Here is a 17,666-nt window from a genome sequence, read left to right as displayed (position 1 = left end):
AAACGATGAAAAATATATTTATTATAAATGGACATGAAAAATACGGTACAAAGGAAGGACGATTAAATAAAACGTTAGTAGATTATATGGTAACGGTATTAAGTGAGAAGCATCATGTGAAAACAACAACGATTCAAGATGGCTATAGTATTAAAGAAGAACAAGAGAAGTTTTTATGGGCTGATGTTGTTATTTATCAAACACCAATTTACTGGTTTAGTGTTCCAGGCTTATTTAAAACGTATATGGATGAAGTATATGAATACGGTTTGTTCTTTAAAGGTGCAGATGAATATGGAACAGGTGGTTTATTAAAAGAGAAAGAGTATATGTTCTCTACAACTTGGAATGCACCTGAAAAAGCATTTGGAGACAAGACGAAGTTCTTTGAAGGAGAAAGTTTAGAATCAACGCTTAGTCATTTACACCGCGTGCAAAAGTTTCTCGGTATGAGTCCGTTAAAGAGTTTTGCTTGTTATGATGTGGTGAAGAATCCGGATATAGAGAAGTATTTAGGGAACTTGAAGAATCATTTAGAAGAAGTTATTCAATAATTAGAGTCATCCCCGTATTTAATGCGGGGATGACTCTATCCATAACTTCGCAAAATTTGCCCAGCTGAATGAATCAGTTGTTACGTTTTTTTAGGAAGGGTGATATGTTATTCTTTTTAAAACGGATCAACTTCAGCCAAATCAGGGTTAGCATTCGGATTTGTTAATAAGGTTTTCAGCTCACCTACTTCAGAGAGCGCAACGAGGATATAACCACTAATAAGGACGACGAGTCCGATGACCCTTAATGTTTGCAGTGTAATATCACGGCTATTGTTTTCGGAGTTGTCTTGGGGCGTTGAAGGTGGATTGTTATTCATAAATAAGGCTCCCATCTTTTGTATTTATATATGTGCGAAATCATTATTTAACTTATGGATAGGAATTATATAGTCATTTTCACTATATGAGAAATGCCTATGAAAAGTGATAAGGAATTTTGGGGCGAGAAAAGGGGGGAATCCAAAAGATTATTAAAACTGAACTTTTGGATTCCCCCCTTTTTTATTTATCCTGCTATTTGTGGTGGTCGGATTTCCTGTAAACGACCAGTTGATTCATTATTTTCATGTAAATACAAGGTTAGTTAACCAAAGTAGTTATCCTAATATACGCAACGATTCTTCAATAAACGCTGGGATGTCCTCTGGCTGTCTACTTGTTACTAGCTGATTTTGACATACGACAACCTCTTTGTCATGAAAGTTCCCGCCGGCATTTTTCAAATCGACTTCAATAGATTTATATCCAGTTACATCGCGTCCTTCAAGTGTTTGTGCAGTGATGAGTAGCTGAGGTCCGTGACAAATAGCGAAAACAGGTTTTTCCGCATCCATAAATGCTTTACTAAAGCGAACAAAACGTTCATCGGCACGAAGTATATCTGGAGAAAATCCACCCGGTATGAAGAGGGCATCAAAGTTCTCTGGAGAAACATCATCAATACTTTTATCAATCACGACTTCACTTTTTCCTTGCTTACCGTGTACCGTTTTCCCTTTTTCCATTTCAATAGTTGTGAATTCATATCCCTTTTGTTTAAAAGCTTCTACTGGCGCTGTGTATTCTGTATCCTCGAAATAATCCGTTATTAAAATAGCAATTTTTTTACTCATTCTAATCCGCTCCTTATATTATATTATCGGCTCCAGAATCTTCCTTGGGCAATGCCTTCTATAAATGATTCAATTGAAGTATTTGTTAAGTTGTAAACTCCTGCTCCATCCAGTTTAATCTTACTATGGTCCAAAGCATGAGGATTACTAAGGACATGAGCTATCGGTTTAAAATGTTTAAAAGTAGTTTCTGCAAATTCTAAAACAGGGGGTTGAATGACAGACTCACTACTAAACACTAATACTGCATCAAAAAGGGAGGAGTCTGTTGTTGTATAAGTATCAGTTACTTTAATGGAATCATTGAACTGATAAATTTTATTATCTATGATGCTATAGTTAATTCGGTGTTGTACAAAAGCTTGAATCCATTCGGACAGAAGTGAGACGCTTGGGTCACCATTTAATAGAATTGCAACATTTTTGGAATCAGATTTAAAAATAGTATTGGACATACTTAGTGCAGGTGATTTTGCATCTGAATTTACTTCGTGATTTTCCTTAGGTAAAGGAGCTCCAATAATGTTAGCGACTTCTTGTGCTAATTGACGATCGACGTGGTTTAGAAGAGCAATTACATTTGCCTTCACCATGTCTGATTTACACTTCCCAACTTCAAAGCAAAAAGCTTCTTTTATGTGCTGCTTTTCAATAGGGCTCATACTATTGTAGAAAAGTTTAGCCTGAGAATAGAAGTTAAGAAAGCTTTTACTGCGACCTCTAATTTTATGCCCATCAATCTTTTCTTGATAATGTTCATATCCTCCTTGTTCGGCTTGGACGGTTGCAGGTTGATTTTTATTTAATCCATTAGGATGATAGCTTGTTTGACCGCGATGAATCTGCATTTGATGCATACCATCACGTTGATTATTATGAAAAGGACATACGGGCTGATTGATAGGGATTTGATGGAAATTAGGGCCCCCTAAACGAGATAATTGTGTATCTGTATAGGAGAATAATCTTCCTTGCAGAAGAGGGTCATTTGAAAAATCAATACCTGGTACGACATGACCAGGGTGAAAAGCTACCTGCTCTGTTTCAGCAAAGAAGTTATCAACATTTTTGTTCAATGTCATTTTACCAACTAATTTTACGGGAACTTCTTCTTCTGGCCATAATTTCGTTGGATCTAAAATATCAAAATCAAATTTATGTTCATCTTCTTCTGGAATTAACTGTAATCCAAGCTCCCATTCAGGATAATCCCCTTTTTCAATTGCTTCGTATAAATCTTGACGATGAAAATCAGGATTTTTCCCAGCAATCTTTTGAGCTTCATCCCATACTAATGAATGAACCCCGAGGGTAGGTTTCCAGTGAAATTTTACGAAATGGGCTTTTCCTTCTGCGTTAATGAGTCGAAATGTGTGAACTCCAAAACCTTCCATCATTCGTAAACTACGTGGAATAGTTCGGTCGCTCATTTGCCACATGACCATATGAGTGGACTCAGGATTATGCGCAACAAAGTCCCAAAAGGTATCATGAGCGCTAGCTCCTTGAGGAATATTATTATGTGGTTCTGGTTTAACTGCATGGACAAAATCAGGAAATTTAATGGCATCTTGGATAAAGAATACTGGCATATTATTACCCACTAAATCATAGTTTCCTTCATCTGTATAAAATTTTGTGGCGAATCCGCGTACATCTCTTACTGTGTCATTGGATCCTTTAGAACCTTGAACGGTTGAGAACCGTACAAATACAGGTGTTTTCTTTGAAGGATTAGTAAGAAAATCTGCTTTCGTATATGCTTCTAACGATTCATAAAGCTGAAAATAACCATGAGCGCCAACTCCGCGTGCATGAACAATCCTTTCAGGAATTCGTTCATGATCAAAGTGGGTCATTTTCTCGCGAAAGTGGAAATCTTCTATTAAGGTTGGGCCTCTTAAGCCCATCTTTAAAGAAAATTCATCTTCAGCTATTTTTACTCCTTGGTTTGTTGTTAAAGCATGTTTGCGTTGATTGTCGGTAACATGGTGCTTCAATTGCTCCATTTTTTTATTCACAATATAGGCCCCTCCTTTACGCTGTTAATTTAATAGATACCCTTTTTATTAGGACGTAAACATGTATTATGATTTTTGTATGTAAAAATCATAATTAAACCCTAAAACATCAAGGGGAAGAAAGGGAGTTTGTATAGCACTCTATGCTTAAGAAAAACAGGAGTAACATACCTAAAGTTTGTAATTAAGTATGAACGATAGGTTTAACATTAAAAAATAAAAAAGCCAAGGAGATAATTTATTTTCTCCTTGGCTTTTAAGATAATTCTTTTCGTTAAAATGCGGAAATTCTTTGCTTCGTTTTTGGTACAATAATAAATTTGATCCAGAGTAACCCGACAATCATAATGATAAGGCTATGTAAAAATTGACCTGTAGCAATGAGTATAACAATTGAAAATACAATGAGTTGAATACTTAGCAATATAAAGATTAAGCTAAGAAACTGCTTCATCCTTTCTTCAGTATGGATTGGATATAATGCTACAATAATATTTCCTGAAAAATATTTCCATAGTGAACGAAGCTGCATAGAAATCATATATAGAACAATGTAAGTGATAGCGCCTTTTACGTATATATTTGGTATGAAATATAAGGCGAAAGCACCGATCAATCCTAAGCGAATATATATACCGAAATAATCATTTCCACGTAAAAATGCTAGTGTATGTAAGTAGAAGAAAGTTGCTCGTTTTTTATGTAATAAAGGTTCAATCCAATTTGTAAGCCATTTTCTTTTATTTACTTGTTTATTCAGTTGCGGAACATCTGTAAAAATGCTAGCAAATTGATAAAAACGAACGTTCATTTTTTCTTCTTGCTCGATTATGTAATCCCACGGTATTCGTTTTGTAGGCTGTTTTTTCGTATATAGAAGTAGGAAAGCAAGTAGTAAGAGTAGTCCGCCCAATATGAGAACATTTGCGGAATAAAACAGCATGAAAATGATTAGGGCGTTACAAGTAATACGAATGATTAGCCATATGTTTTTTTCGTGACTATCACGCCACATCCAATGTATGTACATGTTCCAGGCTTTCGTAATCATTAACATGATAAAGATTGTACATAAAAAAGGAACCGTTAATTGCAATGATTGCATAGCAAGTGGAACGAGAATAAGGAACGTAAATAACAATGGGAAAAGCTGAATGATGTAATTGTATAGAAGAGATTTTTTGAAATAAGATGTTAATTTCTCTTCTAGTGCTAGTAAATAGACAGCATCAGGTTTTTGAATAAATGTACGGATAGAGCATCTCGTTATAATGAATGTAAGTACAATCGTTATAATTATTAAAGATATTCCTTTAGAAGGAGATGCTTTTAGAAACTGAGCATAATAATATGCACCAACGCATGAAATAAAGATAAAGCTATATAGTAAACCGTTAATCATACGTGCAAAGTATGTAATGATATTTTGAATATGTTGTTGGAAGCGACTGCTCCATAGCGATTCGATTGACATGTTTTTCACCTCTTTGTTCTATTATATATGTTTTACAAAAGAAAAAACGAGCAAATTGCGTTATGCAACTTGCCCGTTTTTCTTTTCGTTATTTTTTTTCTGATCACGATTCATTAATGGATAGAAAGCAAATCCGATTACGAATAAACCAATTCCGAGAAGGAACGTTTTTATATCGGATGCGCCGGTTTTAATAACCCATAGTGCGTAGCAAAGTGCGATAACTGCGACTATGCCATCTGTAATTCTTGCCCGCATTTCATTTTTATATGTTTCACCAGTTGCGACTAGTTTTAACTGGAAGATTGGTGAAACGAGATATGGAATGAGGTAGGCCAGTGTCGATACGGTAATAACGAATGTATAAGCTTCCGCAATGGTTCCTGATAATGTTGAGAATAGGAATACTTGCGACATAATGTTTGTTAATCGTAATGAGTAAATTGGACTTCCTTTTTTATTTGTTTTCGTGAAGAAGGAAGGGAAGAAACCTTCTTTTGCTGCTTGATAAGGTACTTCTGAGCTTAATAAAATCCAGCCTAAGATAGAACCGAACAGGGAAGTAAGAGCAAGTAATGCCATCAGTTTCCCGCCGCCATGACCCATTGCAGCGTTTAATGCATCTGCTAATGGACGTTCAGAAGCTTGTAATTTATCAACGTGAAGTACACCCATTGTTAAAATTGTAATTCCTAAGTAAATTGCAACTGTAATAAGTAATCCAGCAACTGTTGCACGTTTTACCGTTTTTGGAGAAACAGCACGGTTTGATAAAAGAACGGCTGATTCAATTCCGATAAACGCCCAAAGCGTTGTAAGAGCAGCTAAATTTACTTGTGAAAGAAGACCATGTGATACACCTGATTTATCAATCATCGGCGTGTACCATTGTCCAAACTTAGAAGCTTCGAATGCAAATAACGTAACGACGATGAATAAAAGGAATCCAGTTACTTTCGTTGTTGTTGCTAAGAAGTTTAGTTTTCCAGCTCCGCTTACACCATTTGTTAATATAATATGAGTTCCCCAAAGTAAGATGGAACAAATCGTAAATGTAATTAGTTTTCCGACTTCTATGTTAAAAGAACCGATTGAAAATAGTAGTCGCGTATCTTTCATAATTGGGAAGAAGAGTGATAAATATCCCGCAAATGATGTAATGATGGCAACGTTACTTGCCCAGTTTGCAACCCAATATCCCCATACCATACTGAATCCAGCCATTTTTTTCTTTTTTGGTGTTGAGAATAAAGCATATGCATGACTTTGTGGTCCTGTCGTTAAATCAGGACGACGAATTGCTAAATTACCGAAAACAAGAGCTAGCATTAAAACACCAAACCCTGTTGTTAACCAAGCTAAAGTGACACCGAGTGGGCTTGCTGTTTGTGCCAACGTACTTGGCACCATGAAAATACCAGCGCCAACCATGTTACCGACAACGAAAGCTGTTAGTACCCAAAAGCCCCATTTTTTTTGTTGCATAGAAAATACCTCCAAAGTTAGTATAACCAAGTCAAGCGAGGAGATATGTATGTCTTCTTAGTAGAGAAGAGAAGTCCCAAACAAAACAAAAAAAGCACGTAATCTGCCGCTACATGCTTTCTATCTTATAAGAAACCCACGACATACCTCTCGATAGCTCTCCACAAACGAAACGTTTGTGACAGTTCTGCACTTATTAAATGCAGACCCAGCAAGCGTGCATGGTGGACACGACTTACTTCGGCAACCATTCCTTTCTCATTCCTTCATCAATGCCACTACATCTCCTGAAATGATACTCTTAATGATTGCAACCTCTACCTCACCGAGATACGAATGAGGATTTAAATATTAAATTAACGTCTTTAAGAGTAACAAATGTATTTTTATACGTCAATGGATATAGTAATAATCAGATTATAGAGAAGAGTTTGTGATTAAAAGTAAGAGGGATTGTTATGTGATATTTGAATTTCCGTAATATAATACATGTTATTGGCGCTAGATGATTGAAAAGGGGATGAAATAAATGTCTGTTTGTCATAAACATTCAGTAATAGGTGTGTTAGATTCGGGAGTTGGGGGATTAACAGTTGCGAGCGAAATTATAAGACAATTGCCTAAAGAGAGCATTTATTATATTGGTGATAATAAGCGTTGCCCGTATGGGCCAAGAAGTGTAGAGGAGGTGCAATCTTTCGTATTTGAAATGGTTGAGTTCCTCAAACAGTTTCCATTAAAAGCGCTAGTCGTAGCATGTAATACTGCTGCAGCTGCTGCATTGACTGCGCTGCAAGAAGCACTTTCCATTCCAGTTATTGGCGTTATACATCCAGGAGCAAGAGCGGCAATTAAAGTAACAAAGAAAGAGAAAATCGGAGTAATTGGAACTGTAGGTACGATAAAATCTAATATGTACGAAAAAGCATTACACGAGCTTGATACATATTTGGAAGTGCATAGTCATGCGTGTCCGACTTTAGCTACAGTTGTAGAAAATCGATTAGAAGATATAGCATATGTCACGCAGCAAGTGAAACAAGCGTTACTTCCATTAACGAAAGAAGATATAGATACGTTAATTCTTGGGTGTACGCATTATCCACTTCTAGAGTCCTATATAAAAAAGGAACTAGGAGAAGATGTAACGATTATTAGTTCTGCAGAAGAAACAGCGATAGAGTTAAGTACCATTTTACAGCACAAAGGAATTTTGTCTGACAATCTGAATCCGAAGCATCGCTTTTTTACAACGGGATCTGTTTTATCATTTGAACATATTGCTGAGCGATGGCTAGGGTATCAAATTTCTGTAGAATGTGTGGATTTACCCGTAAAGAATGCTCGTATCTGTAATTAGACTGTATTAAAGTACTTTTTGTTCAATAAATTAGGTTAGTTGCATAAGAAGGAAAAAATGCACTTTTAATTGAAAAGATTAAGGTCATTTCAATTAAAGGGGAGATTGGATTATGGAATTATCAAGATCTCAATTATTTGCTTTAGAGTATATTTCAAAATATGCAGAGAACGAAAAACGTGAGGCTAAAGCAACGATTAATCATATACTTAAAATGTCTAATATTACAGATGAAATATTTGAAGAGGCTGTCGCTAATTTAAAATCTCATGCAAGGATTGCTTTACACTTTCATCCAGACAGACTTGATTCGAGTATGAAAAGTGTTGCTGAAGCATTGTTTGAGCAAGGAGTATATAAAAGTCAATTTGAAACATTACTATCTAATGGAAGCGTATCTGCTTACCCTGGTGGTGAACGTGACCTTTGGGAAAAGAGAATATTTGGAGGGGCATATCAATTAGAAGGCGTAACGAATGAGCAACGGCCAAAATACGGAGCGCTAAATTTAATGTTACATCCAGATGGGCCGGCTCCGCGTTTTGGTTCATGTTATTTTCTTTTATCTCCAAAAGTTTCTTCGCGCTCTACATATACGTATTTAGATTCGCATCAAGATCCGAAAGAAAAGGGGACTTATGAGGAGTTTGATATGATTTTAGCTGCTCTTTTAGAAGAGACATTCGTAAGAGATTTTGCAATTGGTGAAGGAAATTTGACTCCAACAATATTTATTAATCATTTACTGGCTAACCTGAAAAGGCCGTTTATAGATTTAGTAAGCAAAGAGCCAGCCCGTAAGCTTAATCATTATATTGAAGCGCAGATTCATGGAGAGATTTCTCTTAAAGAAGACGTAGAGGTGCTTGTTGCAGATCCTTCATTTAAGGGTACGGATGTAGGAAGAGTTTTAGAAGAGATTTGCCTGAAGTATGCTATTGATTTGTATTGGCACATCGGTTTTGTACTTATGGTAGACGAAGTTCCGATGGATTTTAGAGGTTCAAAAATGCCATCTTTAGCAAGACGCATTGCAAGGAATCATTGTATCGATGCAAATATAATTGGCTCTGCTGTAGTGGATTTGAAACGCAATCCATTATCTTGGAGTGATCGTGGCACTTATGAAGAAGTGCTTCAGGAATTAAAATTATTATGGCATGTTTTAGTTCGATTTGGAAAACCAAATCGGAAGTAGAATGAAATACTTCGTTTTTCGGAAGTATTTATATAGAAAAGAAGCTGATCTAAAAATAGATCAGCTTCTTTTTATAAGATTAAACTAAGTTTAATACAGTTACTTTTTCACGTGTCATAGACTCAAGGCTCTTACGAATACCTTGTGCGCCCATACCTGAACCTTTTACACCGATGAATGGGAAGTGATCAGGGCCGCGCTCTGTACGTCCGTTAATTTGAACAGAACCAGTTTCGATTTTGTTAGCAATTGCAAATGCTTTGTTAATGTCTTTTGTGAAGACACTTGCTTGCAAGCCGAACTCTGATTTGTTAGCAATTTCAATTGCTTGCTCGTCTGAAGAAACACGGATGATTGGAAGGATTGGGCCAAATGGCTCTTCCCAAGCAACTTTCATTTCTTCTGTTACGTGGTCGATTAATGTTGGGTAAATTAAGTTACGCTCACGTTTGTTACCGATAACGATTGTAGCACCTTTTTCAACAGCATCGTCAACTAAGCCTTGAACGAAGTCAGCAGACTTGTCGTCGATTAATGGAACGATTGTGCTGTCTTGTTCTGGAGATCCAACTGATAGTTCAGCTACTTGCGCTTTTAATAAGCTAACAAGCTCGTCGGCTACGTTTTCGTGTACAAGTACACGTTTAATAGCTGTACAACGTTGACCAGAGTAAGAGAATGCACCGCTTACGATATGGTTTGCAGCATCTTGTAAGTCAGCATCTTCACGAACGATACCAGGATCTTTACCACCAAGTTCTAATACAAGTGGAATCATTGAAGCTTTTTTCGCTAAATGTTTACCTGTGTTTGTACCACCTGTGAACGATACCATATTGATGCCTTCGTGTTCTACTAAGTAGTCACCAATTACAGAACCGCGTCCTGTAGCTACGTTTACAAGACCTTTTGGAAGGCCAGCTTTGTGAAGTGCTTCAACCATTTTAATACCACTAATTGCACCTTGAGTTGCTGGTTTGAAAATAACAGCGTTACCCATAATTAATGCTGGTGCAAGTTTTGCAGCAGATAAGTTTACTGGGTAGTTAAATGGTGCGATTGCTAATACAACACCAAGTGGTGCGCGTTGGATAATCGCAAGCTTAGATTTTGTACCGCCCGGGAAGCTATCGCCCATCATGCTTTCTCCGTGCATATGTAAAGCTTCTTCGATCGTGTAACGAATGAAGTCAGCTGTACGAACAACTTCTTTCTTCGCATCTTTATATCCTTTACCGACTTCTTTCATAATGATATCGGCAATTTCATCTTGCATATTTACGAGCTCATCAGCCCATTTATATAAGTATTTTGCGCGATCTTGTAGAGAAGCTTCTGCCCATGATTTTTGAGCTTCTTTTGCAGATGCAATTGCTTCATCTACTTCTCCGCGAGTAATTGCTTGTACTTGTCCAATTACTTCGTGTAAGTATGGAGATGGAATTTCGATTGTTTCTCCTGAAGAGCTTTCTCTCCATTCTCCGTTTAAATAAAATTTGTACGTATTGCTAGTTGTCATGATTAGTCCTCCTAAAATAGCAACTTGTAAGAGTGAGTATAAGGTGATTGTAGGGGGTTTGATAACATTTTTCAAATGAAATGTTTGTGAAAACGATTTCTTATTCTTTTTTTATTTTGTATGCCCTTTCTTACAGAACATTCTTTTATTTCAAACTGGTTTATTATGTCATGAACCATTTTCATTTTCGTGCATTTTACTTTATGTGTAAAAAAAAAATTGACAGAATACTCAATAAAGTTGTAAGATTATAAATGGAAAATAAATGAAGGGGGTGTGCGTAATGATTGTAATCGTAAATGTAATGAGCTTAGCTCTGTTAAATGGCAGAAAACATTTATATCATTACGCAACCCGTGCGGATATATAGGGCATCTTTGTCTTATAAAAAGCGTACGTTGCGTATATCGTAACGTACGCTTTTTATGCATTCCTGTGCATATCGTCAAGCGGCGGTATGCTTTTTTTTGTTTATTTTCCATATTCCTATATAAAATTTTGGAAGGTGGAAAAATGTGATGAGATTGTATGGGTTACGAAATGTAAATGTAATGGGTTTGGATAGTGGATAAAGAAATGAGAATTAAACGAGAACGAGAAGGGAGAGATTACATTGTTATCAGTATTACTAAAGTTAAAATGGTTTTTTAGGGAGCACTGGAAGAGATATAGTATTGCCATTGGAGCTCTTTTAATTGTGAATATAGTTGAAGTGATTCCCCCGAAAGTGTTAGGGGTTACGATAGATAACATAAAAACAGGAACGTTATCGAACGAAGCAATTATGCAATCTATTCTCATTTTAATAGGGGTTACGATCGTTGGATATGGCCTCACTTTCGTATGGCAACATCAATTGTTTGGCGGTGCATTTGTACTGGAGAAAACGATGCGCTCTAAATTTATGGGGCATTTACTTAAGATGACGCCGACTTTTTATCAAAAAAATCGTACTGGCGATTTAATGGCGAGAGCAACGAATGATTTAAAAGCAATCGCTATGACAGCTGGTTTTGGTATATTAACGCTCGTGGATTCTAGTTTATATATGCTTACGATCGTTTGTATGATGGGTTTTACAATTAGTTGGGAGCTTACATTTGCAGCGCTTATACCGCTTCCAATTATGGCGTATGCGATGAATATATATGGAAAGAAATTGCATGAAAGATTTACAGTTGCGCAAGATGCGTTCGGTGATATGAATGATAAAGTGCTTGAATCAATCGCTGGTGTGCGCGTTATTCGTGCATACGTACAAGAGAATGCAGACGAGGAAAGATTTCATCATTTAGGAGATGACGTCTACGAAAAAAATATGAAGGTAGCGAGAATTGATGCATTATTCCAACCAACTGTGAAAATGCTTGTCGGTCTTAGTTATTTAATCGGTTTAGTGTACGGTGCATACCTTGTGTTCCAGTCAAAGGTGACGCTTGGTGAACTCGTTTCTTTTAACGTGTATTTAGGGATGATGATTTGGCCGATGTTTGCAATTGGTGAATTAATTAATGTTATGCAAAGAGGAAATGCTTCGCTTGACCGTGTGAATGAAACGTTAGCGTATGAGCCAGATGTAAAGAATCCGAAACATCCAAAGCTTGTGCAAGAGCCGGATTATATTCAGTTTGATGATGTGTCTTTCTCATATCCTTCATCAACTGAAAAAAATTTAAAAAAGGTTTCTTTCACATTAAAGCAAGGAGAAACGCTTGGGGTTGTCGGAAAAACAGGAAGTGGGAAAACGACGCTTGTACGTCAACTTCTTCGTCAATATCCGCTTGGAGATGGAGATATTGCAGTCTCTGATGTGACGTTAGATAACATAGCGAATGAAAATGTACTCGGATGGATTGGGTATGTACCTCAGGAACATATTTTGTTCTCAAAAACAGCGAGGGAAAATATTTTATTCGGAAACCGAGAAGCGACTGAAGAAGAACTCGAGAAAGCGATTGAAATCGCGGCGTTTACAAAGGATTTAGAGTTTTTACCAGAAGGGTTAGAAACGCTCGTTGGAGAGAAAGGTGTTTCTTTATCAGGTGGACAAAAGCAAAGGATTTCAATTGCGCGAGCTGTTATTCAAAATCCAGAAATTTTAATTTTGGATGATTCTTTATCAGCTGTAGATGCTCGTACGGAAGCAGCGATCATTGAAAATATAAGAACGGAAAGAAGCGGAAAGACGACGATTATTACGACGCATCGTTTATCTGCAGTGCAACATGCGGATTGGATTCTCGTTATGGATGAAGGCGCAGTTATGGAAGAAGGTACGCATGCTCAGCTTATCCAGAGCGGAGGCTGGTATGCTGAACAGTTTGAAAGACAACAAGGTGAAAGTGAAAGTGCGGATAGTGGGGTGAAAATATGAGCGTTTCAAAACGATTGTTTCAATACGCGATGAAAGTGAAAGGGACGATTTTTGCAGCGATGGCGATGTTATTTATTTTCGTCATTGCAGAGCTTGCTGGTCCTTTCGTCGCTAAAACGATGATTGATGATCATATCGTCGGGATAGAGAAACCTTGGTATGAAACAGAAAAGAGTGAAGAAGCTGTTTCATATAATGGCGCGTTTTATAAGCGAAGTGATCGCTTTGAACAAGGCGAGACAAAAGGTAAAGAAGTACGCGTAATGCAAGTCGGTTTTCAATATTACTTTGTACCGAATAAAGTGAATATTGAAGGATCACGTACTGTAAAAGGGGATATGATTACCGTTCAAAATGGTAAGGCGGTGCAAGTGTATAAAGCGAAGGCATTAACGAAAGAAGAAGTGTTTGCGTTTTATAAACCAGAAATAAACCGTCTATTATTACTTGGTGGTGGCTATTTCGCTTTATTAGTAGTCGTATCATTATTTGCATACGGAAAGCAGTTCTTTTTGCAGAAGGCAGCGAACAAAATTATTCAAATTATGAGGGAAGATGTTTTTTCTCATATTCAAACGTTGCCGATTCGGTACTTTGATCATTTACCGGCGGGGAAAATTGTTTCGCGCGTGACGAATGATACAGAGGCCATTCGTGATTTATATGTAACGGTACTTGCAACATTCGTTTCTAGTATCATCTATATTATTGGGATATTTGCTGCACTATTTTTACTAGATGTGAAGCTCGCTTCACTATGTTTATTAATTATCCCAATTTTAATTGTTTGGGCGATTCTTTATAGAAAATACGCGTCTGTATACAATCATAAAATGCGCTCTCGTTTATCTGATATTAACGGAACAGTGAATGAATCCATTCAAGGGATGCCAATTATTCAAGCGTTCCGTCAAGAGCGTGAAACGAAAAAAGAATTTGAAGAATTAAATGGCGATTATTTTAAGTATCAAAATAAAATTTTAAATTTAAATGCAGCAACTTCGCATAACTTAGTAGCCGTATTAAGAAATATCGCTTTCACAGGAGTGATTTGGTATTTCGGAGGTGCGTCATTAAGTGCTACAGGTATTATTTCACTTGGGGTACTGTATGCGTTCGTCGATTATTTAACACGATTATTCTCGCCAATTACGAATATGGTGAACCAGCTTGCCAACTTAGAGCAAGCGCGCGTTGCATCAGAACGTGTCTTTGAATTGTTAGAGGAAAAAGGGGAAGCGGTAGAAGAAGAACGTATGCCTCGTTTAAAAGGAAATGTAAAATTTGATAATGTATCATTTTCTTATAATGGAAAAGATGAGGTGTTAAAAAATATTTCTTTTGAAGCGAAACAAGGCGAGACAGTGGCACTTGTCGGTCATACTGGATCAGGAAAAAGTTCTATCATGAATGTACTCTTTCAATTTTATGAGTTTGAAAAAGGAAAGCTTACGATTGACGGTCACGATGTAAGAGAAATGCCGAAACAAGCAACTCGTGAGCATATGGGAATCGTACTGCAAGATCCGTTTTTATTTAGCGGGACGGTTGCTTCCAATGTAAGCTTAGAAAACGAAAAAATTTCAAAAGAGCGTATCATAAAAGCATTGCATGATGTTGGTGCTGAAAGATTTGCAAACAATATAAATGAAGAAATTACAGAAAAGGGAAGTACGCTTTCCACTGGAGAACGTCAGCTTATTTCGTTTGCTAGGGCGCTTGCTTTTGATCCAGCTATCTTAATTTTAGATGAAGCAACGTCTAGTATTGATACAGAAACAGAGGCGATGATTCAACAGGCATTGGAAGTTGTAAAAAAAGGAAGAACGACATTTATTATTGCTCACCGTCTTTCAACGATTAAAAGCGCAGATCAAATTATTGTGCTCGATAGAGGAACGATTTTGGAAAAAGGGTCTCATGATGAACTAATGAAAAAGCGTGGGCGTTATTATGATATGTATAAAACGCAAATGGAAGGCAATCAGAGTGCTTAATAGGTATGGAGGAGAACTTGTGATTTTCACAAGTTCTTTTTTATTGATGAACATGTCGACTCTTTAGCGAATTACGACAGTTAAATAAGAAGTATTGTTTTACCTTTTTCTTTATAAATGCTATATTAAAAAATGTTACTTATTTTTTGTATGTAGCGTTATTTTTCCCTTTTGTTTGATTATGAAGAAAAAGGATAAACTAAATAAGAACATTTTCATTGAAAAATTGTTCAAGATTGCATACAATCAATATAGTTTTTAAATTCCTATCAGAATACTTGGAGGATTACAATCATGAAGAAATTATTTTCAGTGCTTGCAGTAACTACATTAGCGATCGGGATTGTAGCCGGCTGCGGTAAAGAAGAGAAAAAAGATACAGCTAGTCAAGATGCGTTACAAAAGATTAAACAAAGCGGTGAACTTGTAATTGGTACAGAAGGTACATATCCACCATTTACGTTCCACGATTCAAGCAATAAATTAACTGGATTTGACGTTGAACTATCGGAAGAAGTTGCAAAACGTTTAGGTGTAAAGCCTGTATTTAAAGAAACACAATGGGATAGCTTACTTGCTGGCCTAGATGCAAAACGTTTCGATATGGTTGCGAACGAAGTTGGTATTCGTGAAGATCGTCAAAAGAAATATGATTTCTCTAAGCCATACGTTTCCTCTTCAGCGGCATTAGTTATTGCAAAAGATAAAGATAAGCCTGCTACATTTGCTGATGTAAAAGGGTTAAAAGGAGCACAATCTTTAACGAGTAACTATGCAGATATCGCTAAGAAAAATGGTGCGGAAATTATTGGTGTAGAAGGATTTAGCCAAGCGGCAGAATTATTAGCTTCAGGACGCGTTGATTTTACAATTAATGATAAGTTATCAGTATTAAATTATTTAGAAACGAAAAAAGATGCAAAAATTAAAATTGTCGATACAGAAAAAGAAGCTTCACAAAGTGGATTCTTATTCCGTAAAGGTAGCGATAAGCTTGTACAAGAAGTAGATAAAGCGTTAGAAGATATGAAAAAAGACGGTACGTATGACAAAATAACGAAAAAATGGTTCGGTGAAAATGTATCTAAGTAGTGCATTGGTTTCAGATCGATTGTCTACTTGGACAGATATTATGCAGTCTTCCTTCATGCCTATGCTGAAGGAAGCTGTTTTTACAACAATTCCATTAACGCTTATTACATTTATTATCGGGATTATACTGGCAACGTTAACAGCGCTCGCACGTATTTCTGGTAGTCGTATTTTACAATGGATTGCTCGTATCTATGTATCTATCATTCGCGGAACGCCACTTCTTGTACAATTATTTATTATTTTCTATGGACTTCCAACTCTTAATATTGAAGTTGAGCCATATACAGCAGCAGTTGTTGGATTTTCATTAAATGTCGGTGCATATGCATCGGAAATTATTCGTGCTTCTATCCTTTCCATTCCGAAAGGGCAGTGGGAAGCAGCTTACACAATTGGGATGACATACCCGCAAGCGTTAAAACGTGTTATTTTACCACAAGCGACGCGTGTATCAATCCCGCCGCTTTCAAATACATTTATTAGCTTAGTGAAGGATACTTCATTAGCATCGTTAATTTTAGTAACAGAAATGTTCCGAAAAGCGCAGGAAATTGCGGCGATGAACTACGAATTTTTAATTGTTTATTTTGAAGCAGGTCTTATTTATTGGGTTATTTGTTTCTTATTATCAATCGTACAACAGATGTTAGAAAAGCGTTCAGAACGCTATACGTTAAAATAATCCTTTTACAAAAGGAGTTTTTGTTTTTATGATTTCAATTCAACATTTACAAAAAAGTTTCGGAGATAATACCGTACTAAAGCATATAGATTTAACAGTTGAGAAGGGCGAGGTTGTTGTTATTATTGGGCCGTCTGGATCTGGTAAAACGACATTCTTGCGTTGTCTCAACGTACTAGAAACACCGGATGCTGGTAATATTAGCATCGGTAATAAAGAGCTTAATTTCGCTCAAAAAGTATCGAAGAAAGATATTGTAAATCTTCGTACACAAACAGGTATGGTCTTCCAGCACCATAACTTATTCCCTCATTTAACAGCACTTCAGAATGTAATGGAAGGGCTCATTACAGTGAAAAAAGTAGGGAAAGAAGAATCAAAGAAAAAAGCAAACTATTTCCTTGAAAAAGTTGGTTTAGCAGATAAAGTGGATTTATATCCATTCCAATTATCAGGTGGACAACAACAGCGCGTTGGAATTGCGCGTGCGCTTGCGATGGAGCCAGAAGTGTTACTATTTGATGAGCCGACTTCAGCGCTTGATCCTGAACTCGTTCAAGAGGTTTTAAAAGTCATGAAAGAACTTGCTAAAGAAGGCATGACGATGGTTATTGTAACGCACGAAATGCGTTTTGCACATCAAATTGCCAACCGTGTTATTTTCATGGATGGTGGTGTCGTTGTCGAACAAGGTACACCAGAAGATGTATTTACAAATCCAAAAGAAGAACGCACGAAAAAGTTTTTACAAATGTTGCAGTAAATTAAGAAAGGTCTCAGGGTATATGCCCT

14 protein-coding genes and 1 riboswitch are annotated in these 17,666 nt (G+C 36.7%); of the genes, 8 read left to right on the top strand and 6 right to left on the bottom strand.

All coding sequences use genetic code 11. From position 1 onward, the window contains the following. Positions 1 to 5: 5 nt before the first annotated feature. Complete coding sequence (locus H6481_RS06460) at positions 6 to 554, top strand: NAD(P)H-dependent oxidoreductase (protein ID WP_075716857.1); 549 nt, start codon at positions 6 to 8, stop codon at positions 552 to 554. A 116-nt stretch (positions 555 to 670) separates the two neighbouring features. Here the strand turns inward: H6481_RS06460 and H6481_RS06455 are convergent, their stop codons facing one another. From H6481_RS06455 to H6481_RS06435, 5 genes are all read right to left on the bottom strand, one after another. Next, positions 671 to 874, bottom strand: a complete 204-nt coding sequence (locus H6481_RS06455) for a hypothetical protein (protein WP_016078064.1) — start codon at positions 872 to 874, stop codon at positions 671 to 673. A 279-nt stretch (positions 875 to 1,153) separates the two neighbouring features. Beyond that, on the bottom strand, positions 1,154 to 1,669 hold the full coding sequence (locus H6481_RS06450) for a type 1 glutamine amidotransferase domain-containing protein (RefSeq protein ID WP_097998858.1): 516 nt from the start codon (positions 1,667 to 1,669) through the stop codon (positions 1,154 to 1,156). Positions 1,670 to 1,692: 23 nt separating this feature from the next. Beyond that, positions 1,693 to 3,690, bottom strand: coding sequence for a catalase (locus H6481_RS06445; RefSeq protein ID WP_182811251.1), 1,998 nt, complete (start codon positions 3,688 to 3,690; stop codon positions 1,693 to 1,695). Positions 3,691 to 3,964: 274 nt separating this feature from the next. Then, complete coding sequence (locus H6481_RS06440) at positions 3,965 to 5,164, bottom strand: ABC transporter permease (RefSeq protein WP_075716855.1); 1,200 nt, start codon at positions 5,162 to 5,164, stop codon at positions 3,965 to 3,967. 60 nt (positions 5,165 to 5,224) lie between these two features. Then, positions 5,225 to 6,649, bottom strand: coding sequence for an amino acid permease (locus H6481_RS06435; protein ID WP_001186292.1), 1,425 nt, complete (start codon positions 6,647 to 6,649; stop codon positions 5,225 to 5,227). Positions 6,650 to 6,795: 146 nt separating this feature from the next. Next, positions 6,796 to 6,977, bottom strand: a riboswitch (Lysine riboswitch). A gap of 201 nt (positions 6,978 to 7,178) precedes the next feature. On the opposite strand from H6481_RS06435, the gene racE reads away from it, so the two are divergent. Together racE and H6481_RS06425 are read left to right on the top strand one after the other, a co-directional pair. After that, positions 7,179 to 8,009, top strand: coding sequence for a glutamate racemase (racE, locus tag H6481_RS06430; protein WP_000109671.1), 831 nt, complete (start codon positions 7,179 to 7,181; stop codon positions 8,007 to 8,009). A gap of 112 nt (positions 8,010 to 8,121) precedes the next feature. Further along, positions 8,122 to 9,207, top strand: coding sequence for a DUF3626 domain-containing protein (locus H6481_RS06425; protein ID WP_182811249.1), 1,086 nt, complete (start codon positions 8,122 to 8,124; stop codon positions 9,205 to 9,207). Positions 9,208 to 9,286: 79 nt separating this feature from the next. Here the strand turns inward: H6481_RS06425 and gapN are convergent, their stop codons facing one another. After that, entirely contained in the window at positions 9,287 to 10,726 is a 1,440-nt protein-coding gene (gapN, locus tag H6481_RS06420; protein WP_000213634.1) for an NADP-dependent glyceraldehyde-3-phosphate dehydrogenase, read from the bottom strand. Positions 10,727 to 11,339: 613 nt separating this feature from the next. Here gapN and H6481_RS06415 point away from each other — a divergent pair. The 5 genes from H6481_RS06415 to H6481_RS06395 all read left to right on the top strand — a co-directional run bounded on the left by H6481_RS06415 (position 11,340) and on the right by H6481_RS06395 (position 17,637). Beyond that, entirely contained in the window at positions 11,340 to 13,100 is a 1,761-nt protein-coding gene (locus H6481_RS06415) for an ABC transporter transmembrane domain-containing protein (protein WP_182811246.1), read from the top strand. Beyond that, positions 13,097 to 15,097 carry an ABC transporter ATP-binding protein gene (locus H6481_RS06410; protein WP_106823034.1) on the top strand — a complete coding sequence of 667 codons (2,001 nt, stop codon included), beginning with the start codon at positions 13,097 to 13,099 and terminating at the stop codon, positions 15,095 to 15,097. Before H6481_RS06415 ends, H6481_RS06410 begins: the two co-directional genes overlap by 4 nt. Positions 15,098 to 15,391: 294 nt before the next feature. Continuing rightward, positions 15,392 to 16,189 carry an amino acid ABC transporter substrate-binding protein gene (locus H6481_RS06405; protein ID WP_000732858.1) on the top strand — a complete coding sequence of 266 codons (798 nt, stop codon included), beginning with the start codon at positions 15,392 to 15,394 and terminating at the stop codon, positions 16,187 to 16,189. Next, complete coding sequence (locus tag H6481_RS06400; protein ID WP_000281502.1) at positions 16,176 to 16,874, top strand: amino acid ABC transporter permease; 699 nt, start codon at positions 16,176 to 16,178, stop codon at positions 16,872 to 16,874. Before H6481_RS06405 ends, H6481_RS06400 begins: the two co-directional genes overlap by 14 nt. A gap of 28 nt (positions 16,875 to 16,902) precedes the next feature. Continuing rightward, the gene (locus H6481_RS06395) at positions 16,903 to 17,637 is read left to right on the top strand and encodes an amino acid ABC transporter ATP-binding protein (protein ID WP_182811244.1); all 735 of its coding nucleotides are present in this window, start codon (positions 16,903 to 16,905) and stop codon (positions 17,635 to 17,637) included. The last annotated feature ends 29 nt before the right edge of the window (positions 17,638 to 17,666 follow it).

The sequence above is a fragment of the Bacillus sp. ME78 genome, assembly GCF_903970865.1.
Lineage (GTDB): Bacteria > Bacillota > Bacilli > Bacillales > Bacillaceae_G > Bacillus_A > Bacillus_A cereus.
This window is presented reverse-complemented; position numbering and strand designations above follow the sequence as displayed.